Source organism: Staphylococcus sp. SM3655 (assembly GCF_016917315.1).
Lineage (GTDB): Bacteria > Bacillota > Bacilli > Staphylococcales > Staphylococcaceae > Staphylococcus > Staphylococcus aureus.
In genome coordinates, this window is sequence record NZ_CP070305.1 from 1,714,112 (window position 1) to 1,736,535 (window position 22,424).

At 31.2% G+C, this 22,424-nt stretch carries 19 protein-coding genes; 16 read left to right on the forward strand and 3 right to left on the reverse strand.

The window, feature by feature from the left end; all coding sequences use genetic code 11:
• Nucleotides 1–366: 366 nt before the first annotated feature.
• Nucleotides 367–2,181, forward strand: coding sequence for an acyltransferase family protein (locus JQN76_RS08435; protein WP_205397764.1), 1,815 nt, complete (start codon nt 367–369; stop codon nt 2,179–2,181).
• A gap of 202 nt (nt 2,182–2,383) precedes the next feature.
• Complete coding sequence (clpB, locus tag JQN76_RS08440) at nt 2,384–4,993, forward strand: ATP-dependent chaperone ClpB (protein WP_000353954.1); 2,610 nt, start codon at nt 2,384–2,386, stop codon at nt 4,991–4,993.
• A gap of 58 nt (nt 4,994–5,051) precedes the next feature.
• On the opposite strand, the gene JQN76_RS08445 is transcribed toward clpB, so the two are convergent.
• Complete coding sequence (locus tag JQN76_RS08445) at nt 5,052–5,921, reverse strand: LysR family transcriptional regulator (RefSeq protein ID WP_001047069.1); 870 nt, start codon at nt 5,919–5,921, stop codon at nt 5,052–5,054.
• Nucleotides 5,922–6,030: 109 nt separating this feature from the next.
• Between JQN76_RS08445 and JQN76_RS08450 the strand changes: the two genes are divergently transcribed.
• The 5 genes from JQN76_RS08450 (at nt 6,031) to JQN76_RS08470 (ending at nt 10,156) form a co-directional block, all read left to right on the forward strand.
• On the forward strand, nt 6,031–7,176 hold the full coding sequence (locus JQN76_RS08450; protein ID WP_000619360.1) for a LeuA family protein: 1,146 nt from the start codon (nt 6,031–6,033) through the stop codon (nt 7,174–7,176).
• On the forward strand, nt 7,160–7,801 hold the full coding sequence (locus JQN76_RS08455; protein WP_000404422.1) for an L-threonylcarbamoyladenylate synthase: 642 nt from the start codon (nt 7,160–7,162) through the stop codon (nt 7,799–7,801). The genes JQN76_RS08450 and JQN76_RS08455 overlap by 17 nt, the downstream gene beginning before the upstream one ends.
• Nucleotides 7,794–8,912 (forward strand): MFS transporter, encoded by a 1,119-nt coding sequence (locus JQN76_RS08460; RefSeq protein WP_001037436.1) that lies wholly within the window; start codon nt 7,794–7,796, stop codon nt 8,910–8,912. Before JQN76_RS08455 ends, JQN76_RS08460 begins: the two co-directional genes overlap by 8 nt.
• A complete protein-coding gene (locus JQN76_RS08465; protein WP_000695342.1) occupies nt 8,896–9,411 on the forward strand; it encodes a YbhB/YbcL family Raf kinase inhibitor-like protein in 516 nt (171 codons plus the stop codon). Before JQN76_RS08460 ends, JQN76_RS08465 begins: the two co-directional genes overlap by 17 nt.
• Before the next feature lie 310 nt (nt 9,412–9,721).
• Nucleotides 9,722–10,156, forward strand: a complete 435-nt coding sequence (locus JQN76_RS08470) for an MAP domain-containing protein (protein ID WP_000769689.1) — start codon at nt 9,722–9,724, stop codon at nt 10,154–10,156.
• Nucleotides 10,157–10,412: 256 nt separating this feature from the next.
• Here JQN76_RS08470 and JQN76_RS08475 read toward each other — a convergent pair whose 3' ends face one another.
• On the reverse strand, nt 10,413–10,598 hold the full coding sequence (locus JQN76_RS08475) for a YjzD family protein (protein WP_000682089.1): 186 nt from the start codon (nt 10,596–10,598) through the stop codon (nt 10,413–10,415).
• Between the two features lie 294 nt (nt 10,599–10,892).
• On the opposite strand from JQN76_RS08475, the gene JQN76_RS08480 reads away from it, so the two are divergent.
• Both JQN76_RS08480 and fabF read left to right on the forward strand, forming a co-directional pair.
• The gene (locus tag JQN76_RS08480) at nt 10,893–11,834 is read left to right on the forward strand and encodes a beta-ketoacyl-ACP synthase III (RefSeq protein WP_001100526.1); all 942 of its coding nucleotides are present in this window, start codon (nt 10,893–10,895) and stop codon (nt 11,832–11,834) included.
• A gap of 11 nt (nt 11,835–11,845) precedes the next feature.
• Nucleotides 11,846–13,090 carry a beta-ketoacyl-ACP synthase II gene (gene fabF / locus JQN76_RS08485; protein WP_000081240.1) on the forward strand — a complete coding sequence of 415 codons (1,245 nt, stop codon included), beginning with the start codon at nt 11,846–11,848 and terminating at the stop codon, nt 13,088–13,090.
• A 54-nt stretch (nt 13,091–13,144) separates the two neighbouring features.
• On the opposite strand, the gene JQN76_RS08490 is transcribed toward fabF, so the two are convergent.
• The gene (locus JQN76_RS08490; protein ID WP_001836776.1) at nt 13,145–13,516 is read right to left on the reverse strand and encodes a DUF3899 domain-containing protein; all 372 of its coding nucleotides are present in this window, start codon (nt 13,514–13,516) and stop codon (nt 13,145–13,147) included.
• A 242-nt stretch (nt 13,517–13,758) separates the two neighbouring features.
• Between JQN76_RS08490 and opp3b the strand changes: the two genes are divergently transcribed.
• The 7 genes from opp3b (at nt 13,759) to JQN76_RS08525 (ending at nt 22,423) form a co-directional block, all read left to right on the forward strand.
• Nucleotides 13,759–14,685: an oligopeptide ABC transporter permease gene (opp3b, locus tag JQN76_RS08495; protein ID WP_000521533.1), complete on the forward strand. Its 927-nt coding sequence runs from the start codon at nt 13,759–13,761 to the stop codon at nt 14,683–14,685.
• Entirely contained in the window at nt 14,685–15,755 is a 1,071-nt protein-coding gene (gene opp3C / locus JQN76_RS08500; protein ID WP_000829628.1) for an oligopeptide ABC transporter permease, read from the forward strand. Before opp3b ends, opp3C begins: the two co-directional genes overlap by 1 nt.
• Nucleotides 15,756–15,770: 15 nt before the next feature.
• Entirely contained in the window at nt 15,771–16,853 is a 1,083-nt protein-coding gene (locus tag JQN76_RS08505; protein ID WP_205397765.1) for an ABC transporter ATP-binding protein, read from the forward strand.
• On the forward strand, nt 16,843–17,784 hold the full coding sequence (locus tag JQN76_RS08510; protein ID WP_000786736.1) for an ABC transporter ATP-binding protein: 942 nt from the start codon (nt 16,843–16,845) through the stop codon (nt 17,782–17,784). Before JQN76_RS08505 ends, JQN76_RS08510 begins: the two co-directional genes overlap by 11 nt.
• A gap of 18 nt (nt 17,785–17,802) precedes the next feature.
• A complete protein-coding gene (locus JQN76_RS08515; protein WP_205397766.1) occupies nt 17,803–19,458 on the forward strand; it encodes a peptide ABC transporter substrate-binding protein in 1,656 nt (551 codons plus the stop codon).
• A gap of 211 nt (nt 19,459–19,669) precedes the next feature.
• Nucleotides 19,670–21,385, forward strand: coding sequence for an oligopeptide ABC transporter substrate-binding protein (gene opp4A / locus JQN76_RS08520; RefSeq protein WP_000517161.1), 1,716 nt, complete (start codon nt 19,670–19,672; stop codon nt 21,383–21,385).
• Between the two features lie 51 nt (nt 21,386–21,436).
• Nucleotides 21,437–22,423, forward strand: coding sequence for an ABC transporter ATP-binding protein (locus JQN76_RS08525; RefSeq protein WP_001067040.1), 987 nt, complete (start codon nt 21,437–21,439; stop codon nt 22,421–22,423).
• Nucleotide 22,424: the final 1 nt, after the last annotated feature.

Genomic DNA, 22,424 nt, shown 5'->3' on the forward strand with positions numbered 1-22,424 from the left:
TTTATATCTAACTTGTTTCAAAAAATATGAATTAAGACAGTGACTTGCACTTCCAAGAGTGCAAAATTCATTTTCTAGTTGAATATTTTCTTGAAAATTTTTATAATAAATTGAATTTATATTACAGTTATATTACAATACATAATATTTCATAGTTTTTAAGTTGCCGAGTTGCATTACAAATTGGATTTCGAAGTAAGAATCATCATTGGTAATTTTTTTAATTTAACAGTATTTTAGTCAATATGATTTTGATGATGTCGTAATTCAATAATATACATATGCATTTCAATATTCTTTTAAACAGCATAACTAAATTTAATTAAGCATCTAAGAAGAACAGTTTTAAAAGGGAAGAATGCAAAAATGAACAAAACAAAGGGTTTTACAAAGTATAAGAAAATGAGATATATGCCAGGGCTCGATGGTTTGAGGGCAATCGCTGTTCTAGGAATTATTATTTACCACTTAAACAAGCAATGGTTGACAGGTGGCTTTTTAGGTGTGGATACATTTTTTGTGATCTCTGGTTATTTAATTACAAGCTTATTACTCAAAGAGTATGATGACACAGGTATCATTAAATTGAAAAGCTTTTGGATACGTCGTTTAAAACGTTTATTACCAGCAGTCATAGTTTTATTAATGGTTGTAGGGACAGCAACCTTATTATTAAAATCAGATAATATCATTAGGGTTAAACATGATATTATTGCTGCGATATTTTATGTATCAAACTGGTGGTATATAGCAAAAGATGTTAATTATTTTGAGCAATTTTCATTTATGCCATTAAAGCATTTATGGTCTTTAGCAATTGAAGAACAGTTTTACATATTTTTCCCAGTTATTTTGGTTACATTATTGTTAACAATTAAAAAGCGATACAAAATAGGATTTATTTTTTTGGGAGTATCAATAATTTCTTTAGGGTTAATGATGTTTATCTACAGTATTAATGGGGATCATTCACGAGTGTATTTTGGTACAGATACTAGATTACAGACATTGTTACTGGGTGTTATTTTAGCTTTTTTATGGCCACCGTTTAAATTGAAAAATGATCCACCTAAAGTTGTAAAATATGTTATTGATAGCATAGGTAGTTTATCATTTATAGTACTTATGTTATTATTTTTCATTATTAATGATGAGACGAATTGGATATATGATGGTGGTTTCTATTTAATATCCATATTAACGTTATTTATTATTGCTAGTGTCGTTCATCCATCTACATGGATAGCGAAGATATTTTCAAATCCAGTGTTAGTATTTATCGGGAAAAGGTCTTATAGTTTATATTTATGGCATTTTGCAGTAATTAGTTTCGTACATAGTTACTATGTAGACGGACAGATACCTGTATATGTGTACTTTATAGATATAAGTTTAACAATTATATTTGCAGAGCTATCATATCGCTTTATAGAAACTCCATTTAGAAAAGAAGGTATTAAAGCTTTAAATTGGCGACCTTCTTATATACCACAATTTATAAGAATGGCAATTGTAGTAACCTTGTTAATTCCATTTATGTTGATTTTAGTAGGTGCATTCAATAAATATGGTAAAGACATTATTGGAGAAAAAGCGAATAGCTTTGATACCACAATTGAAGATAATTATTTAATGCGGATAGCACCAATTGATAACATACACATTGATGGCTTAGTAAGTGAGAAGAAAAAGGAATCTTCCGACGTATATAATAATATTAAACCTCTTTTAATCGGTGATTCAGTAATGGTTGATATCGGTGAGTCATTTAAGTCATCAGTTCCTAAGTCTAGAATTGATGGAAAAGTAGGGCGTCAATTGTATCAAACCTTACCTTTAGTTAAAGCGAATTATTCACAATATAAAAAATCATCTGATCAAGTCGTATTAGAATTAGGTACAAATGGCGACTTTACTGTCAAACAGCTCGACGATTTACTTAATCAATTTGGAAAAGCCAAGATTTATTTAGTTAATACACGTGTTCCAAGAATTTATGAAGCAAATGTAAATCGATTATTAGCTGACGCGGCGAAACGAAAGTCCAATGTCACATTAATTGATTGGTATAAGCGATCACAAGGACATAGTGAATATTTTGCACCAGACGGTGTACATTTAGAGTACAAAGGAGTCCTAGCTTTAAAAGATGAAATATTAAAAGCACTTAAAAAGAAATAACATATGTTTAATAAGTCTAGTTAATGTGTAACGTAACATTAGCTAGATTTTTTTATTCAAAAAAATATTTACAAATATTAGGAAATTTAAGTGTAAAAGAGTTGATAAATGATTATATTGGGACTATAATATAATTAAGGTCAAAGAAAGTCAAAGTCAAAAGTGCAACTTGACCAACTCTACAAATTAGAGGTGAAATTATATGGATATAAATAAAATGACATATGCTGTTCAAAGTGCTTTACAACAAGCAGTTGAACTGAGTCAGCAACATAAATTACAAAATATAGAAATTGAGGCAATTTTAAGCGCTGCCTTAAATGAAAGTGAAAGCTTATATAAAAGTATTTTAGAACGAGCAAATATTGAGGTAGATCAATTAAACAAAGCTTATGAAGACAAACTAAACACGTATGCATCTGTAGAAGGTGACAATATACAATATGGTCAATATATTAGCCAACAAGCAAACCAATTGATAACTAAGGCTGAATCATACATGAAAGAATATGAAGATGAATATATTTCAATGGAGCATATTTTACGTTCGGCAATGGACATTGATCAAACAACAAAACATTATATAAATAATAAAGTAGAAGTTATCAAAGAAATTATTAAAAAAGTAAGAGGGGGAAATCACGTGACATCACAAAATCCAGAAGTTAATTACGAAGCATTAGCTAAATATGGCCGCGACTTAGTAGAAGAAGTTAGACAAGGTAAAATGGATCCTGTTATAGGAAGAGATGAAGAAATTCGAAATACGATTCGTATTTTAAGTCGTAAAACTAAAAACAACCCTGTGCTCATTGGTGAACCAGGTGTTGGTAAAACTGCAATTGTTGAAGGATTAGCGCAACGTATAGTTAAGAAAGATGTGCCAGAATCATTATTAGATAAAACTGTTTTTGAGTTAGATTTAAGCGCATTAGTAGCGGGCGCTAAATATCGTGGTGAATTTGAAGAGAGATTAAAAGCAGTCCTAAAAGAAGTTAAAGAGTCTGATGGTAGAATTATATTATTTATTGATGAAATCCATATGCTTGTAGGTGCTGGTAAAACAGATGGTGCCATGGATGCAGGCAACATGCTAAAACCAATGTTAGCACGAGGAGAGTTACATTGTATTGGTGCAACAACTTTAAATGAATATCGAGAATATATTGAAAAAGATTCGGCATTAGAGCGTCGTTTCCAAAAAGTAGCAGTTAGTGAGCCTGATGTTGAAGATACAATTTCAATTTTACGTGGTTTAAAAGAACGATATGAAGTGTATCATGGTGTGCGTATTCAAGATAGAGCCTTAGTTGCTGCCGCTGAATTGTCTGATCGTTACATCACTGATCGTTTTTTACCAGATAAAGCGATTGATTTAGTTGACCAAGCATGTGCAACAATTCGTACGGAAATGGGATCAAATCCAACTGAATTGGATCAAGTTAATAGACGTGTCATGCAATTAGAAATTGAAGAAAGCGCACTTAAAAATGAATCTGACAATGCGAGCAAACAGAGATTACAAGAACTACAAGAAGAGCTTGCCAATGAAAAAGAGAAACAAGCAGCACTTCAATCTCGTGTAGAATCAGAAAAAGAAAAAATAGCAAATTTACAAGAAAAACGTGCGCAACTAGATGAAAGTAGACAAGCGTTGGAAGATGCACAAACAAATAACAATTTAGAAAAAGCTGCTGAACTACAATATGGAACAATTCCTCAATTGGAAAAAGAACTTAGAGAATTAGAGGATAATTTCCAAGATGAGCAAGGTGAAGATACAGATCGAATGATTCGTGAAGTTGTAACAGACGAAGAAATTGGCGATATTGTCAGCCAATGGACAGGCATACCAGTTTCAAAATTAGTTGAAACAGAACGTGAAAAATTACTTCACTTAAGTGACATCTTGCATAAACGTGTTGTAGGTCAAGATAAAGCGGTTGACCTGGTTTCAGATGCAGTAGTTAGAGCAAGAGCAGGTATTAAAGATCCAAACAGACCTATTGGTAGTTTCTTATTCCTAGGTCCAACTGGAGTAGGTAAAACTGAATTAGCTAAATCATTAGCTGCATCATTATTTGATTCTGAAAAACATATGATTCGTATTGATATGAGTGAATATATGGAAAAACATGCAGTATCAAGATTGATAGGGGCACCTCCAGGATATATTGGACATGATGAAGGGGGTCAATTAACTGAAGCGGTTCGTCGTAATCCATACTCAGTTATCTTATTAGATGAGGTTGAAAAAGCGCATACTGACGTCTTTAATGTATTATTGCAAATTTTAGATGAAGGCCGTTTAACTGATTCTAAAGGACGTAGCGTTGATTTTAAAAATACTATTATTATTATGACAAGTAATATTGGATCTCAAGTTTTATTAGAAAACGTAAAAGAGACTGGTGAAATTACAGAATCAACAGAAAAAGCTGTTATGACAAATTTAAATGCATATTTCAAACCAGAAATTTTGAATCGTATGGATGACATCGTATTATTTAAACCTCTATCTATTGATGACATGAGTATGATTGTAGACAAAATATTAACGCAATTAAATATAAGATTATTAGAACAGCGAATCTCAATTGAAGTTTCTGATGATGCTAAAGCTTGGCTAGGTCAAGAAGCTTATGAACCTCAATACGGTGCAAGACCATTAAAACGTTTTGTACAACGCCAAATTGAAACACCATTAGCACGTATGATGATTAAAGAGGGATTCCCAGAAGGTACAACGATTAAAGTTAATTTAAATTCAGACAATAACTTAACGTTTAATGTTGAAAAAATTCATGAATAAAATTGAACCAAGAATGTGATGATTAATCGCATTCTTGGTTTTTTAGATTTGAAATTTATTATAATTGTTCATTGGCAATATACTTTTTAAATGATTTAATAAAAACCAATATTTCTGGGCTTTCTTTTTTGCTGTATATATATGTAAATGAAATAGGCGCTTGTAAAATTTTCGTGTTAATAACCGAAATATTGTAATCACTATCTGTTGTTATATAAATAGGCAGGAATGATATACCTTGATTCATTTCGATTAATTTAATTGAAGTATGCACATCATTGATAGATAGAAATTGTGCTTTTCCATAAATATTTAAAATATTATTTTTAAGTGATGACCAATATTCTGGATGGTTATCACTTATTATTTTGTATTTTTCAAATAAAGATGCCTCAGTTAGAAGATGATTATTCTCTTTATTGGGAGCAATCAATACAATTTTACCTTCGCATACTTTTTCAGAATGAACTTCTCTTAGTTTAGGTTGATTTCTGCTAATCCCGATGTCATACGTATGATTATTAATATCTTTTTCAATATTTTCATTTTTGACATGGAGAGAAACATCGATAAACGGATGCTCGTTAAAGAAAGATTTTAAAAATTTGGGCATAATGAATGTCGCGATATATGAAGACACGACAACATTTAATTTCGATTGAAACATCGTTTTTTTAAGTTGGATATGTTTGATGCCACTTTCATATTGTTCAATAAAACTTTGCGCAATTGGAAGAAATGTATGACCATCTTCAGTCAAGATAATTTGATTTTTATAAGTTTCAAATAGTTTCACATTGAGATGCTGTTCTAAATTTTTAATTTGCTTATGTATAGAAGGTATAGTGAGATTAATTTCTTCACTAGCTAATCGATAGTTTAACGTCTTCGCTAAAATGACAAATGTATAGTACCAATCCAAATTCATGAACTTACCTCTTTCAAAAAAGTTAATAATTCATTAGATAATATTTAATTTTTATTGCATAAAAATAATATTAATATTATATCAGAGGTTATCGAGGGGGTGAAGTAATATGATTCGAATTCAAGATAATACAATAAGGGATGGTATGCAACAAAGTAATGTTCGAAAAAGTCTAATTATAAAAAAAGAAGTATTGAAACAAATTAACAAGTTAAATATAAATTCTGTTGAAGTAGGCATGTGTACAACTATCGAGGATGAATTTAATATTCATCAATTCAGAGACATTTTAAGTCCTGAAAAAGAATTAGTAGTATTGACTAGGCTTAATGAAAAAGAAATAAAAAAAATAGTCAAATTGAAAATTCATAATTTAGTGGTAAAAATACTATTGCCAATATCTGACTTGCATATAAAAGAAAAGCTTAATTTTTCAAATAAATATTATATTCAGAAAATCAAAGACTGCTTGGATATATTAAAGAAAGATAAAAAAGGAGTAGATATTTGTTTTGAAGATGCAACAAGGACTTCTAGAGAAAAATTGAAAGAATACATGGAAATTATTTCAAAATATCAAGTTAGAACAGTTACATTTGCGGACACTGTAGGATGTTCGACACCATTAGAATACGGAGATATTTTTAATTACTTTGTAAAAAAATATTCTAACATAATTTTTTCTGCTCATTGTCATAACGATCTAGGGTTGGCTACTGCAAATACATTAGCTGCAATTTTAAATGGTGCAAAGCAAATAGAAACTACATTTTTGGGAATTGGTGAGAGAGCGGGTAATGCTCCTATTGAGGAAATAATTACTATTTTGACAAAAAAACAAATAGAAAGTACGGAATTCACTTTACCCGACGTATATAAAACTAGTATTAATATTTCTAAAATTCTCGATTTTCAAATATCAGAAAACAAACCTATAATTGGTGAAAATATATTTAAACATGAATCAGGAATTCATCAAGATGGTACTAAAAAAAATATAAATATGTATCAATATTTAGTTCCTAGTGATTTAGGATTGAAAAATTCACAAGTTGTTCAGTTTCCAATAAGTAATATTTCTAGTAAGAAAATCTTGCACAATAAATTTAAATCAATAGTTAACACTGAAGAAATTGATGAAAATATTTCTTTCTATAAACTTGTGAACAAGTTTTCACCTGAAGTAGCACCTGAAGATACAGTGGATTTACTTCAGATAATAAAAAGGAGGAGTAAAGATGGAAATTTTAAATGATTCTGTAAAAAGTTTTGAAAAACTTTATTTACAATTACAAGATGGTTTTCCAGTGATTGTTCCTACTGATACTAATTATAATTTATGTAGTTTACCTAACAACGATCTTTGTATCGATAAAATATTTGAATATAAAAAGCGATCGAAAGATAAGCCATTATCATTATTTATTGATAAGCCAGAGGATTGGAAATTGTATGGAGATAATCAAAATACGGAAATAGTTGATAAACTAGTTGAAATATTTTGGCCTGGACCATTAAATATTATTTTAAAAAATAAAACAAGCTATAATTATATGCTCAATAATTCAGATAGTATAGCTATAGGATGTGTACAAAATAAAACGATGAGAAGATTTATTTCATATATTAATTCACCTATAGCAATTACTTCAGCAAATATATCTGGAACTGCCGATGATATTTTAATAACTGAAAATGAAGCAATTAAGCACATGGGCGAAAATGTAAGATATATGCTAAGAAGTCAAAATAAAACTAACTATAAAACATCTAGTACGATTATTAAAGTGACAGATAATAAAATTGAATTATTAAGAGAAGGAGATATAAAGTTTGAAGAAATAAAAGAAAGACTAGGTACAGGTATTATTTATGAATAAGTTAATACTTGGGATTTATTTATACCGAATTTTTTCACGAGCATACTTTTATTTACCGTTTTTATTAATTTACTTTTTGATTCAAGGTTATTCCATAATACAATTAGAAATATTAATGGCGTCTTATGGCATTGCAGCATTTTTATTCTCTCTATACAAAGAGAAGTGTTTTAAAATTTGTAACTTAAAAGATTCTAATAAATTAGTTGTTAGTGAAATATTCAAAATCATCGGTTTATTGTTGTTATTATATCAAAATCAATATTTAATTTTAGTAGTGGCACAAATATTATTAGGGTTAAGTTACTCAATGATGGCGGGTGTTGATACCGCAATAATTAAAAGAAATATAACAAATGAGAAATACGTACAAAATAAGTCAAATAGCTATATGTTCCTATCATTATTAATTTCAGGGATTATAGGTAGTTATCTTTATGGAATAAATATTAAATGGCCTATAATAATGACTGGTATATTTTCAATTCTAACAATTATAATTATTCGATGCACATTAGTTGAAAATAGGGAATTAAATTTAATAGGAGAAACAAAGGGAAAGATAAAGAAATTTCTACCAGAAGAGAAGTTTTGGATATTGCATTATTCTTTTTTAAGAGCGTTAATATTAGGATTTTTTATAGGATTTATTCCAATTAATATATATAATGATTTAAAACTGAATAATTTACAATTTATTTCAGTATTAACTTGTTACACAGTTATGGGTTTTGTATCTTCACGTTATTTAACTAAATACTTGAATTATAAGTTTGTGTCAGAAATTTGTTTAGTAATATTTTTAATAATATATACATATCAAAGTTTCATAGCAGTTACTATTTCTATGATATTTTTAGGTATTTCTTCAGGGTTAACTCGTCCACAAACTATAAATAAACTTTCTAGCAGTAGTAACTTAAGAGTGATGCTTAATTATGCAGAAACGTTATATTTTATTTTTAATATCGCATTTTTACTTATGGGTGGTTACTTATATACAATAGGAACTATTCAATACTTAATATTATTTATTTCGTTATTAATTTTTATATATTTAATAATAATATTTTATTTTACAAGGAGAGAGCAACATGAAAATAAAAACTGAATTTAAAGGGAACAATATACCATATGAATACGCAGCAGGTGCAGATGTGAGTGATTCTATTAACGGGAATCCAATTAAGTCATTTCCATTTGAAGTAATTGAATTACCGGAAGGGACTAAATATCTTGCTTGGTCTTTAATTGACTATGATGCAATTCCTGTGTGTGGCTTTGCATGGATTCATTGGAGTGTTGCTAATGTAAGTGTTAGTGGCAATTCAATTTCTATAAAAGCAGATTTATCAAGAACAAAGGGTGACTATGTACAAGGTAAAAATAGCTTTACTAGTGGGTTATTGGCTGAAGATTTTTCAGAAATAGAAAATCACTATGTAGGACCTACACCACCTGATCAAGATCATCAATATGAATTAACAGTTTATGCGTTAGATCATTCTTTAAATTTGAAGAATGGGTTCTACTTGAATGAATTTTTAAAAGAAGTAAATCAACATAAAATTGATCAAACAAGTATTAACCTTATAGGAAGAAAAATTTAATACTAAATATCTCATCAATATAAAAATGTTCAATTAAAAGTACAAAGAAACAAAGGTTTTAATTTATATATTAGGTACGGCGTTCGCTATAATGCAAAGAAGTAATTAAATTTAAGAAATGTAAACTTAGTTATTGTAATGTGAATTTATTTGAAAAAATAGAAAGTATTAACAATTATAGCTTTTACATTAATTAAAATTTATTTTTAAAAACAAGTAAACAATTTACATACTTATAATTTTTGAAACTTTTCAATTTGTGTTATATTGATTTTGTAAGATACTTTAACTCACAAAGGAGAGAGATTATATGAAATTAAAATCATTTATAACTGTAACTTTGGCACTGGGCATGATCGCAACGACTGGCGCTACTGTGGCAGGTAATGAGGTATCTGCAGCAGAAAAGGACAAACTACCGGCAACTCAAAAAGCTAAAGAAATGCAAAATGTTCCATATACAATTGCAGTAGATGGCATTATGGCTTTCAATCAATCTTACTTAAATTTACCAAAAGATAGCCAATTATCATATTTAGATTTAGGAAATAAAGTTAAAGCTTTATTATATGATGAACGCGGTGTAACACCTGAGAAGATTCGAAATGCAAAATCTGCCGTTTACACGATTACTTGGAAAGATGGCAGTAAAAAAGAAGTGGATTTAAAGAAAGATAGTTATACAGCAAACTTGTTTGATTCAAATTCAATTAAACAAATTGATATTAATGTAAAAACTAAATAAACACTTAAAATTATCAAATTCATCATGAAGCATTTAATTTTACAGTGATGATTATAAAATAATTGCCTTGATACAAAGATTACTCGTAAATGACATCTTTGTATTAAGGCTTTTTCTAAATTTAAAAGTGATGGGTTAGAGGTCATTGAGCTTTAAAATATTCAAAATACAAAACATTAATGGCCAAAAATAAAAGCCGCCTTTATCTGGGCAGCTTCAATAATAAGAAAGACATATTTCATTTTATACTAAATAGTTATTGTGATGAATCTTTCGGCGGTTTAATTACTGCAGCAAAAATTGCTGTGAAAATCGTGAACAATACTGCCATGATAATTGGATTCACTACATTTAAGCTGTCTCCACCTACTAGGCTATTAAGTACAAAGTTAACCATTTGCATTAATAATAATGCCCAAAAGAATGTTACGAGGTGTTTCATGTCATTCTACCTCCACTTTAATTATATATATTTTATTTTAAGTGAAAGTTAGAAATTTGTATAGTAACATCTCATATATTTTGACCATATTATACAGTTTAAATAAATGATTTTATCTGAATGGCTATTCTAATTTAAGCGCATTAAAACCAATTTCATACTGAAATTTGACGATAATAAAGCATTAAAATTTTATTAACTAGTCAATATTCCTACCTCTGACTTGAGTTTAAAAAGTAATCTATGTTAAATTAATACCTGGTATTAAAAATTTTATTAAGAAGGTGTTCAACTATGAACGTGGGTATTAAAGGTTTTGGTGCATATGCACCAGAAAAGATTATTGACAATGCCTATTTTGAGCAATTTTTAGATACATCTGATGAATGGATTTCTAAGATGACTGGAATTAAAGAAAGACATTGGGCAGATGACGATCAAGATACTTCAGATTTAGCATATGAAGCAAGTGTAAAAGCAATCGCTGACGCTGGTATTCAGCCCGAAGATATAGATATGATAATTGTTGCCACAGCAACTGGAGATATGCCATTTCCAACTGTCGCAAATATGTTGCAAGAACGTTTAGGGACGGGCAAAGTTGCCTCTATGGATCAACTTGCAGCATGTTCTGGATTTATGTATTCAATGATTACAGCTAAACAATATGTTCAATCTGGAGATTATCATAATATTTTAGTTGTCGGTGCAGATAAATTATCTAAAATAACAGATTTAACTGACCGTTCTACTGCAGTTCTATTTGGAGATGGTGCAGGTGCGGTTATCATCGGTGAAGTTTCAGAAGGCAGAGGTATTATAAGTTATGAAATGGGTTCTGATGGCACTGGTGGTAAACATTTATATTTAGATAAAGATACTGGTAAACTGAAAATGAATGGTCGAGAAGTATTTAAATTTGCTGTTAGAATTATGGGTGATGCATCAACACGTGTAGTTGAAAAAGCGAATTTAACATCAGATGATATAGATTTATTTATTCCTCATCAAGCTAATATTAGAATTATGGAATCAGCTAGAGAACGCTTAGGTATTTCAAAAGACAAAATGAGTGTTTCTGTAAATAAATATGGAAATACTTCAGCTGCGTCAATACCTTTAAGTATCGATCAAGAATTAAAAAATGGTAAACTCAAAGATGATGATACAATTGTTCTTGTCGGATTCGGTGGCGGCCTAACTTGGGGCGCAATGACAATAAAATGGGGAAAATAGGAGGATAACGAATGAGTCAAAATAAAAGAGTAGTTATTACAGGTATGGGAGCCCTTTCTCCAATCGGTAATGATGTCAAAACAACATGGGAGAATGCTCTAAAAGGCGTAAATGGTATCGATAAAATTACACGTATCGATACTGAACCTTATAGCGTTCACTTAGCAGGAGAACTTAAAAACTTTAATATTGAAGATCATATCGACAAAAAAGAAGCGCGTCGTATGGATAGATTTACTCAATATGCAATTGTAGCAGCTAGAGAGGCTGTTAAAGATGCGCAATTAGATATCAATGAAAATACTGCAGATCGAATCGGTGTATGGATTGGTTCTGGTATCGGTGGTATGGAAACATTTGAAATTGCACATAAACAATTAATGGATAAAGGCCCAAGACGTGTGAGTCCATTTTTCGTACCAATGTTAATTCCTGATATGGCAACTGGGCAAGTATCAATTGACTTAGGTGCAAAAGGACCAAATGGTGCAACAGTTACAGCATGTGCAACAGGTACAAATTCAATCGGAGAAGCATTTAAAATTGTGCAACGCGGTGATGCAGATGCAATGATTACTGGTGGTACAGAAGCACCAATTACTCATATGGCAATTGCAGGTTTCAGTGCAAGTCGAGCGCTTTCTACAAATGATGACATTGAAACAGCATGTCGTCCATTCCAAGAAGGTAGAGACGGTTTTGTTATGGGTGAAGGTGCTGGTATTTTAGTAATCGAATCTTTAGAATCAGCACAAGCTCGAGGTGCCAATATTTATGCTGAGATAGTTGGCTATGGTACTACAGGTGATGCTTATCATATTACAGCGCCAGCTCCAGAAGGTGAAGGCGGTTCTAGAGCAATGCAAGCAGCTATGGATGATGCTGGTATTGAACCTAAAGATGTACAATACTTAAATGCCCATGGTACAAGTACTCCTGTTGGTGACTTAAATGAAGTTAAAGCTATTAAAAATACATTTGGTGAAGCAGCTAAACACTTAAAAGTTAGCTCAACAAAATCAATGACTGGTCACTTACTTGGTGCAACAGGTGGAATTGAAGCAATCTTCTCAGCGCTTTCAATTAAAGACTCTAAAGTCGCACCGACAATTCATGCGGTAACACCAGATCCAGAATGTGATTTGGATATTGTTCCAAATGAAGCGCAAGACCTTGATATTACTTATGCAATGAGTAATAGCTTAGGATTCGGTGGACATAACGCAGTATTAGTATTCAAGAAATTTGAAGCATAACTATAAAAATCTTCAGTAACGTTGTTTTAGTTACTGAAGATTTTTTCAGTTTCTTTATACTAAGATGAGCGACAGCACAATCGTCATAATAAAATATAAAATACTTATTAATAATAAGGGGATTATCCATGTAGAAACAAAGTAATGCTCTTTTTTTACCTCTTGTGGGTTGAAAAATGGATCATCAGAGATAGACTTCTTCTTTTTCGAAGATGACATTTGATACTTTAATCTTCTAAAACCATAACTTGTCGCATCAAAAATGCCTTCTTGTACAAGTAAAATCAAAAATATGCTAATAAAAATAATTAATGAAACATAAAACAATATATTTAAATATGTAATGATAGTATGGCTATTAAAAACCCATATAATAAACGTTAACATTGGGGTTATTAGTGCCATTCCAAGCCATTTTTTCAACATTTGATCACTCCCACTTATAGAAAACTCTTACGCATAGTTTACATTAAAATGAGACATTGAGGAATGATTTTTTAATTTCTTCAACTTTATTGAAATTCTAAAATCAAACATTCTTCATTAGTTTAAAGCAAAAAAATATTGATATATAGTAAATATTGTATATATAATATTAGTTAAGATTTCAGAAAATTTTGAAGGGAATGGAAATTTAGAAATCGGAATTTGTTAGAGGAGGGGATTAGATGGGGAAATATATTTTCAAACGATTTATTTATATGCTTATTTCTTTATTTATTATTATTACAATTACATTTTTCTTAATGAAATTAATGCCAGGTTCGCCATTTAACGATGCTAAATTAAATGCTGAACAAAAAGAAATTTTAAATGAAAAATATGGATTAAATGATCCTGTAGCTACGCAGTATTTACATTATTTAAAAAATGTTGTTACAGGCGATTTTGGTAATTCATTCCAGTATCATAATCAACCTGTGTGGGATTTGATTAAACCGAGACTACTACCTTCTTTTGAAATGGGTCTTACAGCAATGTTCATCGGTGTGATACTGGGACTTATTTTAGGTGTTGCAGCAGCTACTAAACAAAATTCTTGGGTTGACTATACAACTACAGTTATTTCAGTTATTGCTGTATCTGTACCATCTTTTGTACTTGCTGTACTTTTACAATATGTATTTGCAGTTAAATTAAGATGGTTCCCAGTAGCTGGATGGGAAGGTTTTTCGACCGCGGTATTACCGTCACTTGCATTATCTGCAGCTGTTTTAGCAACTGTCGCCAGATACATAAGAGCAGAGATGATAGAGGTATTAAGTTCAGACTATATTTTATTAGCGAGAGCTAAAGGTAATTCGACAATGCGTGTACTTTTTGGACATGCACTTAGAAATGCTTTAATTCCAATTATTACAATTATCGTTCCCATGTTAGCAAGTATTTTAACAGGCACTTTAACAATTGAAAATATTTTTGGGGTTCCTGGATTAGGGGATCAATTCGTACGTTCAATTACAACAAATGATTTCTCAGTAATCATGGCAATCACACTATTATTTAGCACACTGTTTATCGTTTCTATTTTTATTGTAGATATTTTGTACGGTGTGATAGATCCACGAATTCGTGTTCAAGGAGGTAAAAAATAATGGCTGAAAATAAAAACAATTTGTCGATTAACGACGATCATTCTAATGCAGCTATGACGCATACCTCTGACGCTATCGCATCATCTGATTTTATTATTAGAGATTTAGATTTGAATCAGGAACCTGAAATGCAACGAGAAAGCAAAAACTTTTGGCAAGATGCTTGGGCTCAGTTAAAACGAAATAAGTTAGCTGTTGTCGGTATGATAGGTTTAATTATCATTGTAATATTTGCTTTTATCGGTCCAGTTATAAATAAACATGATTATGCTGAACAAAATGTAGAACATAGAAATCTTCCGGCAAAAATACCTGTATTAGACAAAGTTCCATTTTTACCTTTTGATGGTAAAGATGCAGATGGCAAGGATGCTTATAAAGCAGCAAATGCTAAAGAAAATTATTGGTTTGGTACTGATCAGTTGGGTCGAGATTTATGGACAAGAACATGGAAAGGTGCTCAAATTTCATTGTTTATCGGTGTTGTTGCAGCGATGTTAGATATTTTTATTGGCGTTGTATATGGTGCGATTTCTGGATTCTTCGGTGGACGTGTCGATACGATTATGCAACGTATACTTGAAGTCATAGCATCTATTCCGAATTTAATTGTCGTAATTTTATTTGTATTAATTTTTGAACCATCCATTTGGACAATTATATTGGCTATGTCTATCACAGGCTGGTTAGGCATGAGCAGAGTTGTACGTGGAGAATTTTTAAAATTAAAAAATCAAGAGTTTGTCATGGCTTCGAAAACATTGGGGGCTTCAAAATTCAAATTGATATTTAAGCATATTTTACCTAATACATTAGGTGCTATCGTGGTTACATCAATGTTTACAGTACCTAGTGCTATTTTCTTCGAAGCATTTTTAAGTTTCATTGGTATAGGTGTACCCGCACCTCAAACATCGTTAGGGTCATTAGTAAATGATGGGCGCGCAATGTTATTAATTTATCCACATGAATTATTTATACCAGCAATGATTTTAAGTTTATTAATTCTATTCTTTTACTTATTTAGTGATGGATTACGTGATGCATTTGATCCGAAAATGCGTAAATAAAAGGGGGCATAGCATATGACTGAAAGAATATTAGAAGTAAATGATTTGCATGTTTCCTTTGATATTACAGCAGGGGAAGTGCAGGCAGTGAGAGGTGTAGATTTTTATTTAAACAAAGGGGAAACATTGGCAATTGTTGGTGAATCAGGTTCAGGTAAATCTGTAACAACAAAAGCAATTACAAAATTATTCCAAGGGGACACAGGAAGAATTAAAAAGGGAGAAATTTTATTTTTAGGGGAAGATTTAGCAAAAAAACCTGAAAATGAGTTAATTAAATTACGTGGCAAAGATATTTCAATGATCTTTCAAGATCCAATGACATCTTTAAACCCAACGATGCAAATTGGTAAACAAGTCATGGAACCATTAATTAAGCACAAAAATTATAGTAAAGCACAAGCTAAAAAGCGCGCATTGGAAATACTAAATCTTGTAGGTTTACCAAATGCAGAAAAAAGATTTAAAGCATATCCATATCAATTTTCAGGTGGACAAAGGCAAAGAATTGTTATTGCAACCGCATTAGCTTGTGAACCTAAAGTGCTCATTGCTGATGAACCAACGACTGCATTAGACGTAACGATGCAGGCACAAATTTTAGATTTAATGAAAGAACTACAACAAAAAATCGATACAGCAATTATTTTTATAACGCATGATTTAGGGGTTGTTGCGAATATTGCTGATAGAGTGGCAGTTATGTATGGTGGTCAAATGGTTGAAACAGGAGATGTTAACGAAATATTTTATGATCCAAAGCATCCATATACATGGGGATTATTATCGTCAATGCCTGATTTATCAACAACAAATGACACACCATTACTAGCGATTCCTGGAGCGCCACCTGATTTATTACACCCACCTAAAGGTGATGCATTTGCGAGACGTAGTCAATATGCATTAGATATTGATTTTAAAGTAGAACCACCGTGGTTTAAAGTTTCACCGACACATTTTGTGAAATCTTGGTTATTAGACGCACGTGCACCAAAAGTTGAACTACCCGAGCTGGTAAAACAACGTATGAAACCGATGCCTAATAATTATGAAAAACCACTCAAGGTAGAAAGGGTGTCGTTCAATGAAAAATGATGAAGTGCTATTATCCATTAAAAATTTAAAGCAATATTTTAACGCAGGAAAGAAAAACGAAGTGAGAGCGATTGAAAATATTTCGTTTGATATATACAAAGGGGAAACATTAGGTTTAGTAGGAGAATCGGGGTGTGGTAAATCTACAACTGGTAAATCAATTATTAAACTTAATGATATTACAAGTGGAGAAATTTTGTATGAGGGTATTGATATACAAAAGATTCGTAAACGTAAAGATTTGCTTAAATTTAATAAAAAGATACAGATGATTTTTCAAGACCCATATGCGTCTTTAAATCCTAGGTTAAAAGTAATGGATATAGTAGCTGAAGGTATTGATATCCATCATTTAGCAACTGATAAACGTGACCGTAAAAAACGTGTCTATGATTTACTTGAAACTGTTGGATTAAGTAAAGAACATGCCAATCGCTATCCTCATGAATTTTCAGGTGGACAACGCCAACGTATTGGAATTGCCCGTGCATTAGCCGTTGAACCAGAATTTATTATCGCGGACGAACCAATATCGGCATTGGATGTTTCAATCCAAGCTCAAGTAGTTAATTTATTATTAAAATTACAACGTGAAAGAGGGATTACGTTCCTATTTATAGCTCATGATCTATCAATGGTGAAGTATATTTCAGATCGTATTGCAGTGATGCATTTTGGGAAAATAGTTGAAATTGGACCGGCAGAAGAAATTTATCAAAATCCATTACACGATTATACTAAGTCTTTATTATCAGCCATTCCACAACCTGATCCTGAATCAGAACGCAGTCGCAAACGATTTAGTTATATTCATGATGAAGCAAATAATCATTTAAGACAATTACATGAAATAAGACCACAGCATTTTGTCTTTAGTACTGAAGAAGAAGCGGCACAACTACGAGAAAATAAATTGGTGACACAAAATTAAGGGGAAGGGGGAAATGCAATGACGAGAAAATTTAGAACACTTATTTTAATTTTGATTGCTACAATTGCATTAAGTGGTTGTGCTAATGATGATGGTATTTATTCAGATAAAGGTCAAGTATTCAGAAAAATTTTGTCATCAGACTTAACATCCCTTGATACATCATTAATAACGGATGCAATATCTTTTGAAGTGACTGCGCAAACATTCGAAGGTTTATACACATTAGGAAAAGGTGACAAACCGGTGTTAGGTGTTGCGAAAGCTTTTCCTGAAAAGAGTAAAGGTGGTAAAACTTTAAAGGTTAAATTAAGAAGCGATGCTAAATGGAGCAATGGTGACAAAGTGACTGCGCAAGATTTTGTTTATGCTTGGAGAAAAACAGTTGACCCTAAAACAGGTTCTGAATTTGCATACATTATGGGGGACATTAAAAATGCGAGTGATATTAGTACTGGTAAGAAACCTGTAGAGCAATTAGGTATCAAAGCATTAGATGATGAAACATTACAAATTGATTTAGAAAAGCCGGTTCCATATATTAATCAATTATTAGCACTTAATACCTTTGCACCTCAAAATGAAAAAGTTGCCAAAAAATATGGTAAAAATTACGGTACGGCAGCTGATAGAGCGGTATACAATGGTCCATTTAAAGTTGATGATTGGAAACAAGAAGATAAAACCTTACTATCTAAAAATCAGTATTATTGGGATAAAAAGAATGTAAAATTAGATAAAGTGAATTATAAAGTTATTAAAGACTTACAAGCCGGTGCATCATTGTATGATACTGAATCAGTAGATGACGCAGTTATTACTGCAGATCAAGTAAATAAATATAAAGATAACAAAGGATTAAACTTTGTGTTAACGACTGGGACATTTTTTGTAAAAATGAATGAAAAACAATATCCTGATTTTAAAAACAAAAATTTAAGACTGGCTATCGCACAAGCAATAGATAAAAAAGGATACGTTGATTCAGTGAAAAACAATGGCTCAATTCCTTCCGATACACTAACAGCCAAAGGAATTGCGAAAGCGCCTAATGGCAAAGATTATGCGAGTACCATGAATTCGCCTTTAAAATATAATCCTAAAGAAGCAAGAGCACACTGGGACAAAGCTAAAAAAGAGTTAGGTAAAAATGAAGTGACATTTTCAATGAACACAGAAGATACACCAGATGCAAAAATATCTGCTGAATATATCAAATCGCAAGTTGAGAAAAATTTACCAGGAGTTACTTTGAAAATTAAGCAATTACCGTTTAAACAAAGAGTATCATTAGAACTGAGTAACAATTTTGAAGCATCACTTAGTGGTTGGTCTGCAGATTACCCTGATCCTATGGCTTATTTAGAAACAATGACCACAGGTAGCGCACAAAATAATACAGACTGGGGTAATAAAGAATATGATCAATTACTTAAAGTAGCAAGAACCAAATTGGCACTTCAACCGAACGAACGATATGAAAACTTGAAAAAAGCAGAAGAAATGTTCCTAGGAGATGCACCGGTAGCACCAATTTATCAAAAAGGTGTTGCACATTTAACAAATCCTCAAGTAAAAGGATTAATTTACCATAAATTTGGTCCAAATAACTCACTTAAACATGTATATATTGATAAATCGATAGATAAAGAAACAGGTAAGAAGAAAAAATAATATGCTTTGTAAATTAGGCTGGAGACATATCTCCAGTCTTTTTGTGTTGGATAAAAACTTTGGGAATAAAAATTTAAAATAAGTCGTTTTTTAAATTACTGAAATTGATTAAATGCATAAATAACTGAATATTCTAAAAATAAACTTGTAATAATTTTTTCTATGAGTAAACTAAAAAGAAAAAATTAGATTGAAAGTAGGAGGCATATAAATGGGGAAGCTAATTAAATATATTTCAATACTTATTGTTATCGTTTTAGTGTTGAGTGCTTGCGGAAAAAGCAGTAATAAAGATGAAGGAGTAAAAGATGCTACTAAAACAGAAACCTCAAAACATAAAGGTGGTACCTTAAATGTAGCATTAACAGCACCTCCAAGTGGTGTTTATTCTTCGTTATTAAATAGTACACATGCGGATGCTGTAGTTGAGGGATATTTTAACGAAAGCTTATTAGCAACTGATAAAAAAATACGTCCTAAGGCATATATTGCTTCATGGAAGGACATCGAGCCGGCTAAGAAAATAGAATTTAAAATTAAAAAAGGTATTAAATGGCATGATGGTAATGAATTGAAAATTGATGATTGGATTTATTCAATTGAAGTCTTAGCTAACAAGGACTACGAAGGTGCTTATTATCCAAGTGTAGAAAATATCCAAGGTGCGAAAGATTATCATGAAGGAAAAACTGATCATATTAGCGGATTGAAGAAAATAGATGACTACACTATGCAGGTTACATTTGATAAAAAACAAGAAAATTACTTAACAGGATTTATTACTGGACCTTTATTAAGTAAAAAATATTTATCAGATGTACCAATTAAAGATTTAGCGAAATCAGATAAAATCCGAAAATATCCTATTGGTATTGGACCGTATAAAGTTAAGAAAATCGTTCCAGGTGAGGCTGTTCAACTCGTTAAATTTGATGATTATTGGCAAGGTAAGCCTGCACTAGACAAAATCAATTTAAAAGTTATTGATCAAGCTCAAATTATTAAGGCAATGGAAAAAGGCGATATTGATGTTGCGAATGATGCTACCGGTGCAATGGCAAAAGATGCTAAGTCATCTAATGCTGGTCTCAAGGTATTATCTGCGCCAAGCTTAGACTACGGTTTAATAGGATTCGTATCTCATGATTACGATAAAAAAGCTAATAAAACTGGTAAAGTGAGACCAAAATATGAAGACAAAGAATTACGTAAAGCAATGCTTTATGCAATTGATAGAGAAAAATGGATCAAAGCGTTTTTCAATGGTTACGCTAGTGAAATCAATAGTTTTGTACCATCTATGCATTGGATAGCAGCCAATCCTAAGGACCTAAATGATTACAAATATGATCCTGAAAAAGCTAAAAAAATCTTAGATAAGTTAGGTTATAAAGATAGAGATGGTGACGGATTTAGAGAAGATCCTAAAGGTAATAAATTTGAGATTAACTTTAAACATTATTCAGGTTCTAATCCTACTTTTGAACCAAGAACTGCAGCGATAAAAGATTTCTGCGAAAAAGTTGGCTTGAAAACAAATGTGAAGTTAGTAGAATTCGGTAAATATAATGAAGACTTAGCAAATGCATCTAAAGATATGGAAGTGTACTTCAGATCATGGGCAGGAGGTACAGATCCAGATCCATCAGATTTATACCACACTGATAGACCTCAAAATGAAATGAGAACAGTTTTACCAAAATCAGATCAATATTTAGATGATGCATTAGACTTCGAAAAAGTAGGCATTGATGAAAAGAAACGTAAAGATATTTATGTTAAATGGCAAAAATATATGAATGATGAGTTACCTGGATTACCAATGTTCCAAGGTAAATCGATAACTATTGTTAACGATAAAGTACGAAACTTAGACATTGAAATTGGAACTGATCAAAGTTTATATAATTTAACTAAAGAAGCTTAGTAATGTAACCTCGACGATTTTGTCGAGGTTTACTTATATGGGGGGGATGTTATGAATAATGTATTGTTAGAGGTTAAAGATTTAGAAACATCATTAAAAATAAATAATGAATGGTTAGCAACTGTTGAAAATATTTCTTTTGAATTATCTAAAGGAGAAGTTTTGGGTATAGTAGGGGAATCTGGTTGCGGTAAGTCCATATTAAGTAAGTCAATTATTAAATTATTACCAGAAAAGATATCTAAACTAAGTAATGGAGAAGTTATATTTGATGGTAAACGAATCGATACGCTCAATGAGAAGCAATTGCTAGATATTCGAGGAAATGATATTGCTATGATTTTTCAAGAACCTATGACTGCTTTAAATCCTGTATTTACCATAAAAAATCAACTTGTGGAATCTATAAAATCACATAAAAAAATTTCTAAAAAAGAAGCAAATAACTTAGCAAAAGATTTACTAAAAAAAGTTGGAATTGCTAGACAAGATGAAATATTAAATAGCTATCCTCATCAATTATCTGGTGGTATGAGACAAAGAGTAATGATTGCAATGGCCATTTCATGTTCTCCTAAATTATTAATTGCTGATGAACCTACAACAGCATTGGATGTCACGATTCAAGCGCAAATATTAGACTTATTAAAAGAATTGCAAAAGGAAACGCAAATGGCAATTATGATGATTACACATGATTTGAGTGTAGTTGCTGAGTTTTGCGATAAAGTCTTAGTTATGTATGCAGGTCAAATTGTAGAATTTGGAGGCATAAAAGAAATACTACACAATCCGAAACATCCTTATACCCAAAAATTATTATCAACAATTCCAAAACTTAAAGAAGAGCAGAAACGACTTGAAACGATAGAAGGAATTGTGCCATCAATCCAAGCATTTCACGTTAATAAGTGCAGATTTGCAAATAGATGTAACAAAAAACTGGATATTTGTAATAATCAATCTCCTAAAATGCATGTTTGTGAAGACGTCATTGTACGTTGTCATTTGTACAAAAATGAATATAAGGAGATATAAG

Bases quoted from the DNA above. Each gene is read 5' to 3' on its own strand.
- JQN76_RS08470 (WP_000769689.1), top strand. From the start codon at position 9,722: ATGAAATTAAAATCATTTATAACTGTAACTTTGGCACTGGGCATGATC.
- opp3b (WP_000521533.1), top strand. From the start codon at position 13,759: ATGGGGAAATATATTTTCAAACGATTTATTTATATGCTTATTTCTTTA.
- clpB (WP_000353954.1), top strand. From the start codon at position 2,384: ATGGATATAAATAAAATGACATATGCTGTTCAAAGTGCTTTACAACAA.
- JQN76_RS08480 (WP_001100526.1), top strand. From the start codon at position 10,893: ATGAACGTGGGTATTAAAGGTTTTGGTGCATATGCACCAGAAAAGATT.
- JQN76_RS08435 (WP_205397764.1), top strand. From the start codon at position 367: ATGAACAAAACAAAGGGTTTTACAAAGTATAAGAAAATGAGATATATG.
- JQN76_RS08475 (WP_000682089.1), bottom strand. From the start codon at position 10,598: ATGAAACACCTCGTAACATTCTTTTGGGCATTATTATTAATGCAAATG.
- JQN76_RS08465 (WP_000695342.1), top strand. From the start codon at position 8,896: ATGAAAATAAAAACTGAATTTAAAGGGAACAATATACCATATGAATAC.
- JQN76_RS08525 (WP_001067040.1), top strand. From the start codon at position 21,437: ATGAATAATGTATTGTTAGAGGTTAAAGATTTAGAAACATCATTAAAA.
- fabF (WP_000081240.1), top strand. From the start codon at position 11,846: ATGAGTCAAAATAAAAGAGTAGTTATTACAGGTATGGGAGCCCTTTCT.
- JQN76_RS08490 (WP_001836776.1), bottom strand. From the start codon at position 13,516: ATGTTGAAAAAATGGCTTGGAATGGCACTAATAACCCCAATGTTAACG.
- JQN76_RS08450 (WP_000619360.1), top strand. From the start codon at position 6,031: ATGATTCGAATTCAAGATAATACAATAAGGGATGGTATGCAACAAAGT.
- opp4A (WP_000517161.1), top strand. From the start codon at position 19,670: ATGGGGAAGCTAATTAAATATATTTCAATACTTATTGTTATCGTTTTA.
- JQN76_RS08455 (WP_000404422.1), top strand. From the start codon at position 7,160: ATGGAAATTTTAAATGATTCTGTAAAAAGTTTTGAAAAACTTTATTTA.
- JQN76_RS08445 (WP_001047069.1), bottom strand. From the start codon at position 5,921: ATGAATTTGGATTGGTACTATACATTTGTCATTTTAGCGAAGACGTTA.
- JQN76_RS08460 (WP_001037436.1), top strand. From the start codon at position 7,794: ATGAATAAGTTAATACTTGGGATTTATTTATACCGAATTTTTTCACGA.
- JQN76_RS08515 (WP_205397766.1), top strand. From the start codon at position 17,803: ATGACGAGAAAATTTAGAACACTTATTTTAATTTTGATTGCTACAATT.
- JQN76_RS08510 (WP_000786736.1), top strand. From the start codon at position 16,843: ATGAAAAATGATGAAGTGCTATTATCCATTAAAAATTTAAAGCAATAT.
- JQN76_RS08505 (WP_205397765.1), top strand. From the start codon at position 15,771: ATGACTGAAAGAATATTAGAAGTAAATGATTTGCATGTTTCCTTTGAT.
- opp3C (WP_000829628.1), top strand. From the start codon at position 14,685: ATGGCTGAAAATAAAAACAATTTGTCGATTAACGACGATCATTCTAAT.